Here is a 17080-nt window from a genome sequence, read left to right as displayed (position 1 = left end):
GACGATACGTTTTTGGTCTTCCGGGAGCTCGCTTTTGGGCTCGTTGTCGTCCGCTCGTCTCCGCTTCTGTGCGCGAGGAGCGCCGACCGCAACCGGGACCGGGCGTAAGTATATTTCAGGATGATGGCGCAAGGCAAAGCGATTGCAGTAAGGCGCGAACGGGTCGACGAATCCGTTTCGGGGCAGCGCATCGACAACTACCTGTTGAGAATCTGCAAGGGTGTGCCGAAGAGCCACGTGTATCGCATCCTGCGCAGCGGCGAGGTGCGCGTGAACGGCGGTCGGGTGGGGCCCACTTATCGCCTTGCGGAGGGCGACGAGGTCCGCATCCCTCCGGTCCGGCTCGCCGAGCCGGTCGCGAGCGGGCCGACCCCCGCCGGCAAGCCGCTTCCGGTGATCTACGAGGATGACGCGCTGATCGTCGTCGACAAGCCGTCGGGCAAGGCGGTGCACGGGGGGAGCGGCGTCAGCTACGGCGTGATCGAGCAGCTGCGCAGCCAGCGCCCGGAAGCCCGGATGCTCGAACTGGCACACCGGATCGACCGTGAGACCTCCGGCCTGCTCATCATCGCGAAGCGGCGCCCGGCGCTCACCGCGCTTCACGACATGATGCGCGAAGGACGCGTGCAAAAGCGCTATCTGACGCTCGTCGCGGGTCGCTGGCCGAACCCGCTGCAGCACATCAAGGAGCCGTTGTTCAAATATCTGACGCCCGAGGGCGAGCGGCGGGTGCGGGTCAGCAGCGACGGGAAGGCGTCTCACAGCATCGTGCGCCTCGTGCGCCGCTGGGCGCGCTTCAGCCTGCTCGAGGTCGAACTGATGACCGGACGTACGCATCAAATCCGCGTGCATCTCGCGCATGTCGGGTTTCCGTTATGTGGCGATGACAAATACGGGGATTTCGCGCTGAACAAGGCGCTCGAAGCCGAAGGGCTGAAGCGCATGTTCCTTCACGCGGCGCAACTCGGCTTCGTCCATCCGTTGAGCGGCGAGCGGATCGCTTTGCAGTCCGAACTGCCCGACGAACTCCGTGTGTTTCTCGATCACCTGGACCGGACCGAACCGCAGAAACATGGCTGACCGATACGAACTCATCGTCTTCGACTGGGACGGGACGCTGATGGATTCCGCGGCGGCGATCGTCGCCGCGATTCTCGGTGCCTGCCGTGACCTGAACCTGCCCGAGCCGTCGGAGGAAAGGGCGCGACACGTCATCGGCCTCGGGCTGTCGGACGCGCTGCATTACGCCGTTCCGGAACTCGCGGTCGCCGATTACCCGCGGATGGCCGAGCGCTACCGGCATCATTACCTCGCGAAGGACCGCGAGCTGACGCTGTTCCCCGGCGCGTTCGAGATGGTCGCCGAACTGTCGGGCGCGGGACGCCTGCTCGCGGTTGCGACCGGGAAAAGCAGTCTCGGACTCAAGCGGGCGCTCGAGCACAGCAAGCTGGGAGATTTCTTTCACACGACGCGCTGTGCGGATCAATGCTTCTCCAAGCCGCATCCGGCGATGCTCGAAGAAATCATGGACGAACTCGGCGTTGGCCGCGAGCGTACTCTGATGGTCGGCGATACCACGCACGACCTGCAGATGGCCCGCAACGCGGGAGTGCGCGGGCTCGGGGTCGCGTTCGGCGCACACCAGCGGTCGAGCCTCGAGCAGGAGTCGCCGCTGGCGGTAGTGGAGACGCCCGGGGAATTGGCAGCGTGGCTGCGCGCGAACGCTTGATCTGTGCGTCGTCGCAGCTCGCGGACGGCGGCGAGGGCCTGCGGTTCGACGTCGATTTGCCGAGCGGGCGCGCGCCGGCCTTCGCGGTGCGCTACGCCGGTACGGTCAGGGTGTTTCTCAATCGATGCGCGCACGTTCCGATCGAGCTCGACTGGCAGCACGGGCGCTTTTTCGATGCCCGCGGGCTTTATCTCGTCTGTTCGATGCATGGGGCGCACTATGAGCCGGACACCGGGCGATGCGTCATGGGGCCGTGCAGGGGACGGAGTCTGACTCCCGTTCCGGTGATCGAGCGCGACGGCAATATTTACGTTACGGAACAGGAAAATGGACAGCGAAAAGCGTGAAGGCGACTGGGAGCGGAAGGTGCTGGAGCGGCTGGCATCCGAAGGGCTCGTCGAGCAAAGGCGTCGCCGGCGCTGGGGGATTTTCTTCAAGCTGCTCGGTTTCGCATACCTGACCGCGATCATCTACCTGCTGGGGGATTGGGGCGATACGGCAGACCAACTCGCCGACCGCGAGGGATACACGGCAATGGTGTCCATCCACGGGGTGATCGATTCGGGTAGCGAGGCGAGCGCCGAACAGGTGATCGCCTCGCTCCAGGACGCCTTTGCCGACACTGCGGTCCGCGGGGTCGTGCTGCGGGTCAACAGTCCGGGCGGCAGTCCGGTGCAGGCGGGAATGATCAACGATGAGGTGGCGCGCCTGCGAAGCACCCGGCCGGACCTGAAGATCGTCGCCGTCATCGAGGACGTCTGTGCATCGGGCGGCTACTACGTCGCGGTCGCGGCCGACAGCATTTACGTCGACAAGGCGAGTCTCGTCGGGTCGATCGGGGTGCTGATGGACAGCTTCGGGTTCGTCGGGGCGATGGACAAGCTCGGGGTCGAGCGGCGACTGCTGTCGGCCGGCGAGAGCAAGGGTTTCCTCGATCCGTTCTCGCCGCAGCGCCCGGACCACCTCGCCCATGCGCACGGCTTGCTCGACGACATCCACAAGCAGTTCATCGAGGTCGTGCGAAAGGGCCGCGGCGACCGGCTGAAGGAAGTGCCGGAGATGTTCTCCGGGCTGGTGTGGACCGGCGCACGCAGCGTCGAGCTGGGTCTTGCGGACGGCTTCGGCACGGTGGAATCGGTCGCGCGCAACGTCTTCCAGGCGGAGGAAGTGCGGGACTTCACGCAGAAGCGCAATTTCGCCGAGCGCTTCGCTCAGCGCTTTGGTGCCGACGTTGCGGAGAACATGATGGGGGCGCTCGGGCGCCTCAGCCTGCGCTGATCGGCCTCCGCTTTCAGCGTGCGAGGATCAGAAAGAGGGCAGGGCGCCGTGCGAGATCCGGTCGAGCCGATCGGCGCCACTCGGCCACCGTGCGGGACTGGATCCATTCCTCGTCGGTCGTCAGGTTCCGGGCAACGCACAGACGTGTGGCGGGCTGGCAGGTGGCGAGCAACGCGTCGTAAAGACGCTCGTTCCGGTACGGCGTTTCGATGAAAATTTGTGTCCGCCGGAGCCGGCGCGACTCGTCCTCGAGTTGGCGGATGCGCGAATCGCGTTCCGCGTCGGCGACCGGGAGATAGCCGTTGAACGCGAAGCTCTGGCCGTTCAGGCCGGAGGCCATCAGCGCGAGCAGAATCGACGACGGTCCCACGAGGGGGCGGACCGGTATTTCCAGTGCATGGGCGCGCGCGACGAGCGCCGCGCCAGGATCGGCAACAGCCGGGCATCCGGCTTCCGACATCAAGCCCAAGGCGAGGCCGGCGAGAGCGGGTTCGAGCAGCGCACCGAGCTCGGCGTCGGTGCCCTGCTCGGGCAGGACTCGAATGTCGAGTTCGCGCAGCGGGCACGGATGATCGAGCCGCTTGAGCTCGGCTCGTGCCGTCTTGGCATTCTCGACGACGAAATGCCGAATGCCGGAAGCGAGGCTTCGGGCGTCGGCAGGAAGAAATCGAGTCCACGGCGTGTCGCCCAGGCTGACCGGGACGAGAAACAACGTTCCATGGGCGGTGTTCACGGCAGGACCACGCCTTCGGCGCGAAGCATCCCCGACAGCGCAATCAGCGGCAAGCCGACGAGAGCGGTCGGGTCGTCCCCGGAGAGCGAATCGAGAAGTGTGATTCCGAGCGCCTCGGACTTCGCGCTGCCCGCGCAATCGAGGGGGCGTTCCTTTTCGACGTAGCGGACGATCTCGTCGTCCGAAAGCACGCGGAATTGCACGCGGGTCGGGACGGCTTCGGTTCGGATCTCCCCGGTTCGCGTATTCAGCAGCGCCAGCGCGGTGTGAAACACAACCGTCTTGCCGCTCATCCGCCGCAACTGGTCGATTGCGCGCTCCACCGTGCCCGGCTTGCCGAAGGTTTCGCTGCCGATATGTGCGACCTGATCGCTGCCGATCACCAGCGCGTCTCGCACGCGTCCCACCGCGCGGGCCTTCTCCATCGCCAGTCGCTCCGCGGTGGCCGGCGGCAGCTCATCGGGCAGCGGCGTCTCGTCGACCTCGGGACGGGCGACCTCGAACGGGAGTTGCAGGCGTTCGAGCAGCATGCGGCGATAGGCGGAGGTTGAAGCGAGGATGATTTTCATCGGCGTCGGTCCAGGAAGGTCGAGGACGTGTGCGGGCGGCGGAAGGAATTCGGCGTGCGGCCGGGTTTTGACAGGGTAAGCCAAAAATAATATCATGCGCCCCTTATGCCACGACGAAGCGTCATTCCGGATCCCTTCAGGTTCGCCGCCGAAGGCGCCAGCGTTTCAGGGACGGTCGCGCTGAAGGATTTGGGTCGGCTGTCCGATGTGCTTGTCGATACATCGGGCGAGATCGCCTATAGCCTGGTCGGCGAGTTCGGGCTGGATCGGAAAGCGCGGCTGCGTTTGACGGCGGCCGGGGTGTTCCCGATGCGGTGTCAGCGCTGTCTCGGGCGGATGGAGTGGCCGCTGGATATCGACGTGGTGCTCGAACTCGTCAGGCCGGGGCAATCGATCCCGGAGGATGAGCTCGAGAACGATGAATTCGACGCGATCGAGGGGGCGCCCGATTTGGATGTGCTGGCCTTGGTCGAGGATGAAATCGTGCTTGCGGTGCCGATTGCTCCGAGGCATGAAAGTTGTGATGCGCCGCGCCCCGTGAAGGGGGGTGAAAAGGAATCGCCTTTTGCTTCGCTCGTCAAGCTTCGCAAGAACGACGGCGCGGAATAGGCGCGATATTTGTATTAGGAGTGTTTCATGGCCGTTCAGCAGAACAAAAAATCCCCCTCGAAGCGCGGCATGCATCGCGCGCACGATTTCCTGACCGATCCTTCCCTGGCGGTCGAGCCGACCACTGGCGAGGTGCATCTGCGTCACCACATCAGCCCGAGCGGTGTGTACCGCGGCAAGAAGGTCGTCAAGACCAAGGGCGAGTAACTCCGGTTACCGGAAACGGCGCGGCGCTTCGTGCGACTGCGCCGTTTTTTCATCTCGAATTCTTCTCCGAGCCACGCGGAAAACCGATGGGTGTCACCGTTGCCATCGACTGTATGGGTGGCGATCACGGGCCGTCAGTGACGGTGCCGGCTGCACACGCCTTCCTTCGTAGTCATCCCGAAGCCCGAGTCATCCTGGTTGGACGACAGGAGGCGCTCGACCAGGCGTCGCAGGCGATCGGGGCTGCCTTCGGCGAGCGAGTGTCGCTCCAGGCGGCATCCGAAGTCGTGATGATGGACGATCCCCCTGCGATCGCGATGCGGACGAAGAAGGATTCGTCGATGCGCGTCGCGGTCGATCTCGTGAAGTCTGGGCGCGCACAGGCGGCGGTCTCAGCCGGTAACACCGGTGCGTTGATGGCCATTTCGCGTTTCGTCCTGAAAACCCTCCCGGGAATCGATCGGCCGGCAATCGCATCGGTCCTGCCGACGCGCACAGGGCAGACCTACGTGCTCGACCTCGGCGCAAACGTCGACTGCCTGCCTGAACATCTGCTCCAGTTCGGGGTCATGGGGGCAATGCTGGTTTCGGCCGTCGAACATGTCGACCGGCCGACGGTCGGTCTCCTCAATATCGGCGAAGAGGCGATCAAGGGAAACGACGCCGTCAAGCGCGCTGCCGAGTTGCTGAAAACGAGCGGGCTCAACTTCTACGGCAACGTCGAAGGTGACGACATTTACAAGGGCACGACCGACGTCGTTGTCTGCGACGGCTTCGTCGGCAACGTCGCGCTGAAGACGTCCGAAGGGCTCGCCCAGATGCTGGCGACCTTCCTTCGGGAGGAGTTCAGTCGCGGCCTTCTGAGTAAGGCAATGGCGATCGTCGCGATGCCGGCGCTCAAACGGTTCAAGCGTCGCGTGGATCACCGTCGATACAACGGCGCGGCATTGCTCGGATTGCGCGGGGTGGTCGTGAAGAGCCACGGTTCGGCCGACGTATTCGCGTTCGAGCAGGCCATACATCGTGCGGCCGAAGCAGCGTCGAACCGCCTGATTGAACGTATTTCCGAACGGATGACGGCTATGGGAGTGGCAGCATGATTTATGCGCGGATCGCGGGCACGGGCAGTTTCCTGCCGGGCGGCGCCGTCACGAACGACGATCTTGTCGCGCGAGGCATCGACACTTCGGACCAGTGGATCGTCGAACGTACCGGGATTCGCAGCCGTCACCTGGCGCCGCCCGAGCTCGTGACCAGCGACCTCGCGAAAATCGCCAGCGAACGCGCGCTCGAGGCCGCCGGCGTCGAACCGCACGATATCGATTTGATCATCGTCGCGACTTCGACGCCCGACTGCATTTTCCCGAGCACGGCGGCGCTTCTCCAGTCCAAGCTCGGCATCCGCAACGGCTCGGCGGCATTCGACGTCCAGGCAGTATGCAGCGGCTTCGTTTATGGGTTGAGCGTCGCGGAGAAATTCATCCGTTCCGGCAGCCACAAGCGTGCGCTCGTTGTCGGTGCTGAAGTCTTTTCGCGCATCCTGGACTGGTCGGACCGCGGCACCTGCGTGCTGTTCGGCGACGGCGCGGGTGCGGTGATTCTCGAGGCATCCGAGACGCCGGGAATGCTTGCCAGCGCGCTGCATGCCGACGGCAGTCACCACCCGATCCTCTGCGTGCCCGGCAGCGTCGCGTCGGGCCAGATCATTGGCGATCCCTTTCTTCGCATGGACGGGCAGGCGGTATTCAAATTCGCGGTCCGTGTGCTCGGCGACGTCGCGCTCGAAGTTCTCGAGCAGGGCGGCGTCGAAGTCGGCGCAGTGGACTGGATGATCCCGCATCAGGCCAACGTGCGGATCATCCAGGCGACTGCGAAGCGCCTCGGCATATCGATGGAGAAGGTGATCACCACCGTCGACCGTCACGGGAACACGTCCGCCGCATCGATTCCGCTGGCGCTCGACGTCGCGATTCGGGACGGACGCATCCGGCCGGGCCATCGCTTCCTCGTCGAAGGCGTCGGCGGCGGCTTCACTTGGGGCGCCGCGCTGCTCCAACTCTGATTACAGGATCAAGACACGATGGCTTTTGCACTGGTTTTTCCAGGACAGGGCTCTCAGTCCGTCGACATGATGGCGGGCTACGGAGAGCGTCCCGAGATCCGCGATACCTTTGCCGAGGCGTCCGACGCGCTGGGCGAGGATTTGTGGCGGATGGCGAGCGAAGGCCCAGCTGACCGGCTTGCGCTGACCGTCAACACACAGCCGCTGATGCTTACTGCCGGCGTCGCCGCGTACCGCGCGTGGATCGCTGTCGGCGGCCCGAAGCCGTCGTTCGTCGCCGGGCATAGTCTCGGTGAATATTCCGCACTGGTCGCGGCGGGAGCGCTCGAATTCAGGGATGCGGTACCGCTGGTGCGCTTCCGCGCGCAGGCAATGCAGGAAGCCGTGCCGGCCGGCGAAGGCGCGATGGCCGCTCTCCTCGGTCTCGAGGTCGACGCGGTGCGCGAAGCCTGTACGGAAGCTGCGCAGGGCGAGGTCGTCGAGGCGGCCAACCTGAACGCGCCCGGACAGATCGTGATCGCCGGCGCGAAGGCGGCAGTCGAACGCGCGATCGAGGCTGCGAAGGCCCGTGGCGCGAAACGCGCGATGCTGCTCCCGGTCAGTGCGCCCTTCCATTGCGCGCTGATGAAGCCGGCCGCGGAGCGCCTTGCGGCGCGCCTCGCCGGGATTACGATCAGCGCGCCGGGCATTCCGGTGTTGAATAACGTCGATGTGGCGGTCTGCAGCGATCCGGAAGGCATTCGCGACGCACTCGTGCGTCAGGCGTTTTCGCCGGTGCGCTGGATTGAACTGGTACAGGAATTGGCGCGGCAGGGCATGAGTCATGTACTCGAATGCGGTCCCGGCAAGGTCCTGGCCGGAATGACGAGGCGCATCGCCGGCGAAGTGCAGGGCGGGTCGATCCACGACGCCGCGAGTCTCGAACAATTGATCGCGGCGGTGAAATGAGCACGACGGGTTTCTCTCTCGAAGGACAAGTGGCGCTGGTGACCGGCGCATCACGCGGCATCGGTCGTGCAGTAGCTCTCGAACTCGGGCGGCTCGGCGCGACGGTCGTCGGCAGCGCGACGTCGGAATCCGGCGCGGCCGAGATCGAAAAGGGATTGCATGAAGCCGGAATCAAAGGCAGCGGAATCGCGCTGAACGTGACCGACGCGGCCGCGTGCGAAGCGGCGATCGGCAACATCGAAAAGCGATTCGGCGCGGTCTGCATCCTTGTCAACAACGCCGGGATCACCCGCGACAACCTCGCGATGCGCATGAAGGATGATGAATGGGATTCGGTGATCGACACCAATCTGAAGGCGGTCTTTCGGATGTCGCGTCTCGTGATGCGAGGCATGATGAAGGCGCGCAGCGGGCGCATCATCAACATCACGTCGGTCGTCGGCAGTGCCGGCAATCCGGGGCAGGCGAACTATGCTGCAGCGAAGTCCGGCGTCGCGGGCATGAGCCGGGCGCTGGCGCGCGAGCTCGGCAGCCGGAACATCACCGTCAACTGCGTCGCGCCCGGTTTTATCGACACCGACATGACTCGCGCATTGTCCGAGGCCGCGCGTGACGCGTTGCTCGGCAACATCGCGCTCGGACGTCTCGGGCGTCCGGAAGAGATTGCCGGGGCGGTCGCGTTTCTTGCTTCACCCGCCGCTGCTTACGTCACGGGCACGACCCTGCACGTGAATGGCGGTATGTACATGTCGTGAGCGCCGGCCGCGATAGCGGTTGTCAGCCGTTTTGGTAGAATACGCCGGCTTTTTTTCATATCTGGATCATTCAGGGAAGGAGTTTGTTCATGGAGAACATCGAACAGCGCGTCAAGAAAATTGTCGCCGAGCAGCTTGGCGTAAACGAGTCGGAGATCAAGACGGAGTCGTCTTTCGTCGACGATCTGGGCGCGGATTCGCTGGACACCGTCGAACTGGTCATGGCGCTCGAAGAAGAGTTCGAGTGCGAGATCCCGGACGAGGAAGCCGAGAAAATCACCACCGTTCAGCAGGCGATTGACTACGTCAACGCGCATCTGAAGAAGTAATCTGAGTACCGGAGCGAACATTGACCCGTCGCAGAGTCGTCATTACCGGTCTGGGCATCGTCTCCCCGGTCGGGAACACCGTTCCGGAGGCTTGGGACAACATTGTCAACGGCCGCTCCGGTATCGGTGAGATCACCCGTTTCGATACCTCGACCTTTCCGGTGAAGATCGCCGGCGAAGTGAAGGGTTTCGATATCGGCGCCTATCTATCGCCGAAAGAGGCGCGCCGGATGGATGTCTTCATCCATTACGGCATGGCAGCCGGAGTCCAGGCTTTCAAGGATTCCGGACTGGAAGTGACTGCATCGAACGCCGAGCGCATCGGCGTCAACATCGGCTCGGGAATCGGCGGTCTGCCGATGATCGAATCGACCCATGACGATTACCTGAAAGCGGGGCCGAGGAAGATTTCCCCGTTCTTCATCCCCGGTACGATCATCAACATGATCGCCGGCAACCTGTCGATCATGTTCGGTCTCAAGGGGCCTTGCCTCGCGATGGTGACTGCATGTACCACTGCGACGCATTGCATTGGCGAAGCAGCCCGACTGATCCAGTACGGTGATGTCGATGTGATGGTCGCGGGCGGGGCGGAGTCGACGGTCACTCCGCTTGCGGTCGGCGGCTTCGCGTCGGCGAAGGCATTGTCGACGCGCAACGATGATCCCGCGACCGCGAGTCGCCCGTGGGACAAGGGGCGTGACGGCTTCGTGCTCGGCGAGGGCGCGGGGGTGATGGTGCTCGAGGAATACGAGCACGCGAAGGCCCGTGGCGCGAAGATCTATGCGGAAGTCGTCGGTTATGGCATGAGCGCCGATGCCTACCACATGACGGCGCCGGCCGAAAACGGCGAAGGTGCCGCACGTTGCATGACCAACGCAATGCGCGACGCCGGCATGGATTTGGGCGATGTCGATTATATCAATGCCCATGGCACGTCGACGCCGCTCGGGGATGTCGCCGAAACAACTGCAGTGAAGCGCTGCTTCGGCGAGCGCGCGAAGTCGATTGCGGTGAACTCGACGAAGTCGATGACGGGCCACCTGCTGGGCGCAGCGGGCGGAGTCGAAGCCATTTTCACGACGCTGGCGCTGCACCACCAGATCGCCCCGCCGACCATCAACATTTTCGAGCAGGACGAGCAGTGCGATCTCGACTACGTGGCGAACGAGGCGCGCTCGATGGAGATCCGCGCCGCGTTGTCGAACTCGTTCGGCTTCGGCGGGACGAACGGTACCTTGGCTTTCCGTCGCATCTGATGACGCCGTAGCGCATGCCCTGATGCGCTACCCGATCGAGCTGGAGCTTGTGCCGTCCCGGCAAGCGCTGGTCCTTGTCGCCGCGATCCATTTGATCGCGGCGACGGCGTTTCTGCTCTCGTCGCTGCCGTGGGCGGTCCGTCTCGCGGCTGCGATTGCACTGGGGGTGTCGATGCTCGTTGCGTTTCGTGGCGAACGTGCGAAAGACGGCCTCCGCATGGTCCTCGAGGACTCGGGAAAACTTGCGGTATCGTGCAGCGGCGAAGCCGCGCAGGCGTTCCTGGATCGGGGCTGTACCGACTTCGGCTGGGCGATCTGGCTGCAGTGGCGCGTCGCCGCCACTCCGGATCAAGCCCCGAGCCGAGCGGCAGCTGTGATGTTACTACCCGACAACCTGTCGCCTGGCGCGTGGCGCGGGTTGAGAATCTGGCTGAAGCACAAGGCGCTTGCGTCGGGGAAGCCCGATGCGAGCGCGTCGGCAGACGTCGGTTAATTCCGGCGCGGGTGAAGGATGGTATCGCGGGCGCGCGGGAGCGTTTCCGGAAAGTCCCGCGAGTAATGCAGGCCACGGCTTTCCCGCCGCCGCAGCGCACATCGGACGATCAGGTCGGCGGTGACAACGAGGTTGCGTAGTTCGATCAGATCGTTCGTGACGCGGAAGTGGGAGTAGAACTCGTCGATTTCGCGTGCCAGCAGCCTGATCCGGTGCTGCGCGCGCTGCAGTCGCTTGGTCGTCCGTACGATTCCGACGTAATCCCACATCGCCCGGCGCAATTCCGCCCAGTTGTGGGTGATCACGACTTCCTCGTCGGCATCCGTTACGCGGCTTTCGTCCCAGTCCGGCAGCACCGGAAATTCTTCACGGGCGCTCGCGAGAATGTCTTTTGCGGCTGCTTCGCCGAAGACCAGGCATTCGAGAAGCGAATTGCTGGCGAGCCGGTTCGCGCCGTGCAGTCCCGTAAAGGCGGATTCGCCGACCGAGTAAAGCCGGGGTACATCGGTTCGCGCAGACAGATCGGTGACGATCCCGCCGCAGGTGTAATGAGCGGCCGGAACGACCGGAATCGGCTCGCGGGTGATGTCGATGCCGAGTTCGAGGCAGCGCGCGTGGATATTCGGGAAATGCGAGCGCAGCCAGTCCGCCGGCTTGTGGCTGATGTCGAGCAGCACACAGTCCAGACCGCGTTTCTTCATTTCGAAGTCGATCGCGCGGGCGACGACATCTCGCGGTGCGAGTTCAGCGCGCGGGTCGTGCTCGGGCATGAAACGGGTGCCGTCCGGCAGCCGCAACACGCCCCCCTCGCCGCGCACGGCCTCGGAAATCAGGAACGACTTGGCGTGCGGGTGATACAGGCAAGTCGGATGAAACTGGATGAATTCCATGTTGCCGACGCGACAACCCGCGCGCCACGCCATTGCGATTCCGTCGCCGGTCGCGACGTCCGGATTTGTCGTATATAGATAAACCTTGCCGGCTCCGCCCGTGGCGAGCACGGTATGGCGCGCACCCACTGTCACGACCTGGTCTTTCGCGATATCCAGCACGTACGCACCGAAGCAACCTTCGCCGGGGCGCCCGATCTTTTCGCCGAGCACGAGATCGATCGCGATATGGTTCTCGAGGATTTCGATGTTCGGGTGCGTTTGCACCTGTTTGCTCAGCGTCGCCTGCACCGCCGCGCCGGTCGCGTCGGCGGCGTGGATGATGCGACGATGCGAGTGGCCGCCTTCGCGCGTCAGGTGATAACCGAGTTCCGATTGGTCTTCGCGCGTGAAGGGCACGCCGCGTCCGATCAGCCATTCGATCGCAGCCTTGCCGTGTTCGACGACGAAGCGCGTCGCTTGCGGATCACACAACCCCGCGCTCGCGGTGAACGTGTCCTGAATGTGGGCCTCGATGCTGTCGGACGTGTCGAGGACGGCGGCGATGCCGCCCTGAGCCCAATTGCTCGCACTGTCCAGCAAGGCGCGTTTCGTGACCAATCCGACTCGGAGGTGGTTCGCGAGCCGCAATGCCAAGGACTGGCCAGCGGTGCCGCTACCCAGAATGAGTACGTCGTATTGTCTTAACAAGATCGTGTTAGTCCAAGGTCTGACGCGGGGGACTATAGCATGATGGGAAGGCGCGCCGGGATGCGGTTTGGGTCGGTTCAGGCACACGCGTTGCAAGACCCTTCCGATATCTGAACTATTTTTCCGGGCCTGTGTCTGTTCGGTTAGCCTCGGCTTTGCCGTACTCTGGGGCGGTCGTTATACTGGCGCGGATTTTGCCCAACCTAGAGAAACGACCCGCCCATGAGCGATCGCGAGATAGATCAGCAGCTTGTCGAACGCGTCCAGCGCGGCGACAAGCAAGCCTTCGGTTTGCTGGTAAGCAAATACCAACGCAAGCTGCACAGGCTGCTTTCGCGATTGATTCGCGACTCTGCCGAGGTGGAGGATGTTGCCCAGGAAACGTTCATCAAGGCGTATCGCGCCTTGGGTTCGTTCAGAGGGGACAGCGCTTTTTACACTTGGCTTTATCGCATCGGCATCAATACTGCAAAAAATTACCTGGTATCCCAGAGCCGGCGGGCCCCGACATCGACCGGCTTCGATTCCGAGGAGGCGGAGACCTTCGAGGAAGGGGACCAGCTGCGCGACATCAACACGCCCGAGCGCTTGATGATGACGCAGCAGATCGGAAGGACGGTCGATGAGGCGATGGAGGCGCTGCCCGAAGAGTTGCGGACGGCGATCATGCTGCGGGAACTGGAAGGGCTTAGCTATGAAGAGATCGCCAGCATCATGGAATGCCCCATCGGGACGGTGCGTTCCCGGATCTTCCGGGCGCGAGAGGCAATTGCGGAAAGACTTCGGCCGCTGCTGGACACGGCTCCTGACAAACGTTGGTAGGTGGTACTCATGAAGGACAAATTGTCGGCACTGCTGGACGGCGATCTCGATCAACAATCAATGCACGCAGTGCTCGACTCGATGCGTCGGGATCGGCCCCTGCGCGCCGACTGGGACGCTTATTGTGCGATCGGGGACGTCATCAGGGGCGATCGCGATGTATCCCCCGATTTCGTCGAACGGGTGATGGCGGGCATCGAAGGGGAGCCGACGCTGCTCGCGCCGAGAACGAGCGGCCGCGCGCCGGCTCAGGACAACGCCTGGCGAAAGATCATGCCGCTCGCTGCTTCCCTGATGGGTGTCGCGGCGGTGGGTTGGGTCGCGCACGGCTTGTACGCCGGGCCGAAGAATGCATCGCCGCAGATGGCCGCCGCGCCTCGCATCCCCGTGTCGGAAAGCGTTGCGGTTTCGGTCCGGCCGTCCTCTCCCGGCCAGACGATCGATCCTCATCGTGAATACCTGTTCGCGCACCAGGCGATGACCGGCGGTGGTCCGATCTCGGGCGCGATCCAGCATGTACGTACGGTCGCGGATGTGAGACAGGATTCTGCTCGATGAAGGGTTTCGCAGTCGTAGTCGGGTTCTGCGCGTTTCTTGTCCATTCGGCGGTTTTCGCCGAAGCGCCGGGCGATCCGCTCTCCTGGCTGGGTCGCATCGCGAGCGCAGGGCATCGTCTCAATTATTCCGGGACCTTCATCTATCAGGCCGGCAAGAACTTCGAGACTTCCCGTATCGCGCACCTGGCCGATCCGGTCGGCGGCGAGCGTGAGCGCCTCGAGGTGCTCGACGGCAGCCCGCGCGAGGTGATCCGCAACAACAGCGAAGTCCGCTGTGTGCTACCCGACCAGAAGATGGTCATCGTCGACCAGCCCGGCGGACAGCGGGCGTTCCCTTCCCGTTTGCCGGTCTCGTTCGGCGGCTTGGCGGAAAACTATCGCATCCGCAAGGGGGAAGTGGGCCGCGTCGCCGGGCTCGACGCGCAACTGATCGTCCTCGAGCCGAAGGACAATCTGCGTTACGGACATCTGCTCTGGGCGGAACTGCAAACCGGGCTGCTGTTGAAGGCCCGCACGGTTGGGGAAGCCGGCGAAATCATCGAGCAATTCACGTTCAGCGACGTGAAGATCGGCGGCGAGATCGGCAGCGAGGCGCTCAAACCGCGTTATACCGGCGAGAGCGACTGGCGCGTCGTGCGGGCACACGGCGTCGAGGTCGCCCGAGAGGACATCGGCTGGTCACTTAGTGCTCCGCTGCCCGGGTTCGCGCTGACCTCGGTGGTGCGCAGGCCGCTGGGCCGGGATCGTGGCGAGGCATTGCATCTCGTATTCAGTGACGGACTGGCCGCGGTTTCCGTATTCATCGAACCGGTGGGCACGAGCGGTGCGCGACCGGGGGTCGTCCCGATGGCGACCGGGGCGGTCAATATGTACAAGCGGATCGTCGCGGGACACGTGGTCACCGCGCTCGGCGAAGTGCCTCTTGAAACCGTCCGCAGGATGGGTGACGGAATCGAGCCCGCAGCGCGATGATCGAGGCGAATGGCGTGGTCACGCGGCTGGAGGACGGCGACGCGTGGGTTCGGGTCGACCGGTCGTCGGGCGGATGCGGACGTTGTGACGAACCGGGAGGCTGCCGCTCGATCGGTCTTGCCTATGCATTGAAGACTCCCGACGAGGAATTCCGTCTGCCGAACCGGATCGGTGCCCGAGTCGGAGACGGAGTCGGCATTCGCATCGACGAGCGCATGCCGTTGCGCAGCGCGTTCGCGACGTATGGTCTCGGCGTCGCTTTGCTGATCGCCGGCGCTGCGATCGGTCATTCGCTCGCACCCGCGGCGGGCGAGGATCTCTTCGCCTTCGCGGGCGGCGCCGGCGGACTTGCAGCGGTGATCGGACTGAACCGCCTGTTGCTCCGCAGCGGAAGGTGGCGGCGCAGTCTCGACGTCGAATTGTCGAAGGGTCCGTCGCCGCGCTCGCGCTGCGGAGGGGTATTCGAATGACGCCGCTGCGGTCCCTCGGGTACTCGCTCCGGATCCTTTTTCTTGCTGCGGTCTGTTCTCTGACGCCCCTCACCGGCGGTGCGGCCTCGCTGCCGGACTTTACCGCGCTGGTGCAGAAACACGGGGCGGCGGTCGTCAACATCAGCACGCGCCAGGCCGTTAAGGCGGCGACACCGAATTTCCCGGGCATCGATGAAGACGATCCGATGTTCGACTTCTTTCGCCGCTTCATCCCGCGTAGGCCCGGGATTCCTCACGCCGATCCGGATAATCGCTCCCTCGGATCGGGCTTCATCGTCAGCGGGGACGGTTACATCCTCACGAATGCGCACGTTGTCGCAGATGCGGAGGAAATTCTCGTCCGCTTGGTGGACAAGCGCGAGTTTCACGCGAAAGTCATCGGCGCGGACGCGCGCAGCGACGTCGCATTGATCAAGATCGACGCGACCGGCCTGCCGCGGCTCGCGATCGGCGATCCGAATGCGCTGCAGGTCGGCGAGTGGGTCGTCGCGATCGGCTCGCCGTTCGGGTTCGACCATTCGGTCACTGCCGGCATCGTCAGCGCCAAGGGGCGAAGCCTTCCCGACGAGAATTTCGTTCCCTTCATCCAGACCGACGTCGCGATCAATCCCGGCAATTCCGGCGGGCCATTGTTCAATCTCCGCGGCGAGGTGGTCGGCATGAATTCGCAGATCTACAGCCAGACCGGCGGTTTCATGGGGCTGTCGTTCGCGATCCCGATCGACGTCGCGATGGACGTCCAGCAGCAGTTGCGGACGACGGGACGGGTTCAGCGCGGACGCATCGGCGTCGCGATCCAGGAAGTGACGCGCGGGCTCGCAGAGAGCTTCGGCCTGCCGCAAGCCGAAGGCGCCCTCGTCAGCACGGTCGACCCCGACGGTCCCGCTGCTCGCGCCGGCATCGAGCAGGGCGACGTCATCGTCCGCTTCGGCGACAAGGACGTCTCCGCGTCCGCGGATCTGCCGCGGATCGTCGCCGCGATTCGCCCCCGCACGCGTGTCCCGGTCCGCGTGTACCGGGCGGGTGAGTCGCGGGAACTGGCTGTCACTGTCGGTGAGTGGCAGGACGAAAAGGGAGGCAAATCTTCGCCCTCCCGACGTCCCGCGCCGTCGACCAACAAGCTCGGACTCGTCGTCGGCGAGCCGACCGCCGCGCAACGACGGGAGCGCGAGATCGATCGCGGGCTCGTCGTGGAGCGGGTGCAGGGGGCGGCGGCCCGGGCCGAGTTGCAGGTCGGTGACCTCATCGTCGCGATCGTCTCGCGCGGGCGGCAGACGGCGCTGACATCGGTCCAGACATTCGACCGGATGGTCTCGGGGTTGAAGGATGGACAGCAGGTGACGCTGCTCGTGGAGCGGGCGGACGGCAATTCGTATATCACGTTGCGGGCCGGCGAATGACGGGCGGTCGAGAGTTCACCGTCATGAGTCGCGAGTGGTGTCACTTGTGCCACGATCTTCTCGACCGACTCCGGCCGCTTGCAGCCGAACTGGGCTGGACGGTATGCGTCTTCGACGTCGATGCCGATCCCGAGCTCGAGGTCCGATGGGATGAACTGGTGCCCGTCGTCCTGGCGGGCGATACGCAGTTGTGCCGCTATCATCTGGACGAGGCGGCCATCCGTGCCTATTGCCGCCGTTTTCCGCTAGAATCCGCGACTTGCCCGGATTAACCCATACATACAAGG

22 protein-coding genes are annotated in these 17080 nt (G+C 64.2%); 19 read left to right on the top strand and 3 right to left on the bottom strand.

The genetic code is table 11. The features are described 5' to 3' along the window. Window positions 1–120: 120 nt before the first annotated feature. Genes V6M37_RS07195 through V6M37_RS07180 form a run of 4 tightly spaced genes read left to right on the top strand, consistent with a single transcriptional unit; the run spans window position 121 to window position 3007 of the window. Complete coding sequence (locus V6M37_RS07195) at window positions 121–1080, top strand: RluA family pseudouridine synthase (protein WP_332671859.1); 960 nt, start codon at window positions 121–123, stop codon at window positions 1078–1080. Then, window positions 1073–1729: an HAD-IA family hydrolase gene (locus tag V6M37_RS07190; protein WP_332671858.1), complete on the top strand. Its 657-nt coding sequence runs from the start codon at window positions 1073–1075 to the stop codon at window positions 1727–1729. The genes V6M37_RS07195 and V6M37_RS07190 overlap by 8 nt, the downstream gene beginning before the upstream one ends. Next, on the top strand, window positions 1708–2076 hold the full coding sequence (locus tag V6M37_RS07185; RefSeq protein WP_332671857.1) for a Rieske (2Fe-2S) protein: 369 nt from the start codon (window positions 1708–1710) through the stop codon (window positions 2074–2076). Before V6M37_RS07190 ends, V6M37_RS07185 begins: the two co-directional genes overlap by 22 nt. Next, window positions 2057–3007 carry a S49 family peptidase gene (locus tag V6M37_RS07180; RefSeq protein ID WP_332671856.1) on the top strand — a complete coding sequence of 317 codons (951 nt, stop codon included), beginning with the start codon at window positions 2057–2059 and terminating at the stop codon, window positions 3005–3007. The genes V6M37_RS07185 and V6M37_RS07180 overlap by 20 nt, the downstream gene beginning before the upstream one ends. Window positions 3008–3020: 13 nt before the next feature. Here the strand turns inward: V6M37_RS07180 and V6M37_RS07175 are convergent, their stop codons facing one another. Both V6M37_RS07175 and V6M37_RS07170 read right to left on the bottom strand, forming a co-directional pair. Next, window positions 3021–3740, bottom strand: coding sequence for an SAM-dependent methyltransferase (locus tag V6M37_RS07175; RefSeq protein ID WP_332671855.1), 720 nt, complete (start codon window positions 3738–3740; stop codon window positions 3021–3023). Further along, entirely contained in the window at window positions 3737–4309 is a 573-nt protein-coding gene (locus V6M37_RS07170) for a Maf family protein (protein WP_332671854.1), read from the bottom strand. The genes V6M37_RS07175 and V6M37_RS07170 overlap by 4 nt, the downstream gene beginning before the upstream one ends. Window positions 4310–4414: 105 nt before the next feature. On the opposite strand from V6M37_RS07170, the gene V6M37_RS07165 reads away from it, so the two are divergent. The 9 genes from V6M37_RS07165 (at window position 4415) to V6M37_RS07125 (ending at window position 10971) form a co-directional block, all read left to right on the top strand. Further along, window positions 4415–4918 carry a YceD family protein gene (locus tag V6M37_RS07165; RefSeq protein ID WP_332671853.1) on the top strand — a complete coding sequence of 168 codons (504 nt, stop codon included), beginning with the start codon at window positions 4415–4417 and terminating at the stop codon, window positions 4916–4918. 27 nt (window positions 4919–4945) lie between these two features. Then, the gene (gene rpmF / locus V6M37_RS07160) at window positions 4946–5125 is read left to right on the top strand and encodes a 50S ribosomal protein L32 (protein WP_312657000.1); all 180 of its coding nucleotides are present in this window, start codon (window positions 4946–4948) and stop codon (window positions 5123–5125) included. Window positions 5126–5211: 86 nt separating this feature from the next. Beyond that, window positions 5212–6225, top strand: coding sequence for a phosphate acyltransferase PlsX (gene plsX, locus V6M37_RS07155; RefSeq protein ID WP_332671852.1), 1014 nt, complete (start codon window positions 5212–5214; stop codon window positions 6223–6225). Then, window positions 6222–7187, top strand: coding sequence for a beta-ketoacyl-ACP synthase III (locus V6M37_RS07150; protein ID WP_332671851.1), 966 nt, complete (start codon window positions 6222–6224; stop codon window positions 7185–7187). The genes plsX and V6M37_RS07150 overlap by 4 nt, the downstream gene beginning before the upstream one ends. 18 nt (window positions 7188–7205) lie before the next feature. Continuing rightward, window positions 7206–8135: an ACP S-malonyltransferase gene (gene fabD / locus V6M37_RS07145; RefSeq protein WP_332671850.1), complete on the top strand. Its 930-nt coding sequence runs from the start codon at window positions 7206–7208 to the stop codon at window positions 8133–8135. Then, window positions 8132–8890, top strand: a complete 759-nt coding sequence (gene fabG, locus V6M37_RS07140) for a 3-oxoacyl-ACP reductase FabG (RefSeq protein ID WP_332671849.1) — start codon at window positions 8132–8134, stop codon at window positions 8888–8890. The genes fabD and fabG overlap by 4 nt, the downstream gene beginning before the upstream one ends. 89 nt (window positions 8891–8979) lie before the next feature. Further along, complete coding sequence (acpP, locus tag V6M37_RS07135) at window positions 8980–9219, top strand: acyl carrier protein (RefSeq protein ID WP_002930040.1); 240 nt, start codon at window positions 8980–8982, stop codon at window positions 9217–9219. 20 nt (window positions 9220–9239) lie between these two features. Continuing rightward, complete coding sequence (gene fabF / locus V6M37_RS07130; RefSeq protein ID WP_332671848.1) at window positions 9240–10478, top strand: beta-ketoacyl-ACP synthase II; 1239 nt, start codon at window positions 9240–9242, stop codon at window positions 10476–10478. 22 nt (window positions 10479–10500) lie between these two features. Beyond that, the gene (locus tag V6M37_RS07125; protein ID WP_332671847.1) at window positions 10501–10971 is read left to right on the top strand and encodes a protein YgfX; all 471 of its coding nucleotides are present in this window, start codon (window positions 10501–10503) and stop codon (window positions 10969–10971) included. Here the strand turns inward: V6M37_RS07125 and nadB are convergent. After that, window positions 10968–12551: an L-aspartate oxidase gene (gene nadB / locus V6M37_RS07120; RefSeq protein ID WP_332671846.1), complete on the bottom strand. Its 1584-nt coding sequence runs from the start codon at window positions 12549–12551 to the stop codon at window positions 10968–10970. The genes V6M37_RS07125 and nadB overlap by 4 nt on opposite strands. Before the next feature lie 222 nt (window positions 12552–12773). Here nadB and rpoE point away from each other — a divergent pair, with 222 nt between their 5' ends. From rpoE to V6M37_RS07090, 6 genes are read left to right on the top strand one after another with little or no spacing between them, the layout of a single operon-like run. Beyond that, window positions 12774–13373, top strand: coding sequence for an RNA polymerase sigma factor RpoE (gene rpoE / locus V6M37_RS07115; RefSeq protein ID WP_332671845.1), 600 nt, complete (start codon window positions 12774–12776; stop codon window positions 13371–13373). A 9-nt stretch (window positions 13374–13382) separates the two neighbouring features. Then, window positions 13383–13931, top strand: a complete 549-nt coding sequence (locus tag V6M37_RS07110; protein WP_332671844.1) for a sigma-E factor negative regulatory protein — start codon at window positions 13383–13385, stop codon at window positions 13929–13931. Next, window positions 13928–14902 carry a MucB/RseB C-terminal domain-containing protein gene (locus V6M37_RS07105; RefSeq protein ID WP_332671843.1) on the top strand — a complete coding sequence of 325 codons (975 nt, stop codon included), beginning with the start codon at window positions 13928–13930 and terminating at the stop codon, window positions 14900–14902. The genes V6M37_RS07110 and V6M37_RS07105 overlap by 4 nt, the downstream gene beginning before the upstream one ends. Continuing rightward, window positions 14899–15372 carry a SoxR reducing system RseC family protein gene (locus tag V6M37_RS07100; RefSeq protein ID WP_332671842.1) on the top strand — a complete coding sequence of 158 codons (474 nt, stop codon included), beginning with the start codon at window positions 14899–14901 and terminating at the stop codon, window positions 15370–15372. Before V6M37_RS07105 ends, V6M37_RS07100 begins: the two co-directional genes overlap by 4 nt. Beyond that, window positions 15369–16793 carry a DegQ family serine endoprotease gene (locus tag V6M37_RS07095; RefSeq protein WP_332671841.1) on the top strand — a complete coding sequence of 475 codons (1425 nt, stop codon included), beginning with the start codon at window positions 15369–15371 and terminating at the stop codon, window positions 16791–16793. Before V6M37_RS07100 ends, V6M37_RS07095 begins: the two co-directional genes overlap by 4 nt. Continuing rightward, window positions 16790–17065, top strand: a complete 276-nt coding sequence (locus V6M37_RS07090; protein WP_332671840.1) for a glutaredoxin family protein — start codon at window positions 16790–16792, stop codon at window positions 17063–17065. The genes V6M37_RS07095 and V6M37_RS07090 overlap by 4 nt, the downstream gene beginning before the upstream one ends. Window positions 17066–17080 lie beyond the last annotated feature (15 nt).

This window comes from Aromatoleum sp. (assembly GCF_036675785.1).
GTDB lineage: Bacteria > Pseudomonadota > Gammaproteobacteria > Burkholderiales > Rhodocyclaceae > Aromatoleum.
Note: the sequence above shows the minus strand (reverse complement) of the source record. Positions and strands in the feature narration are given on the sequence as shown.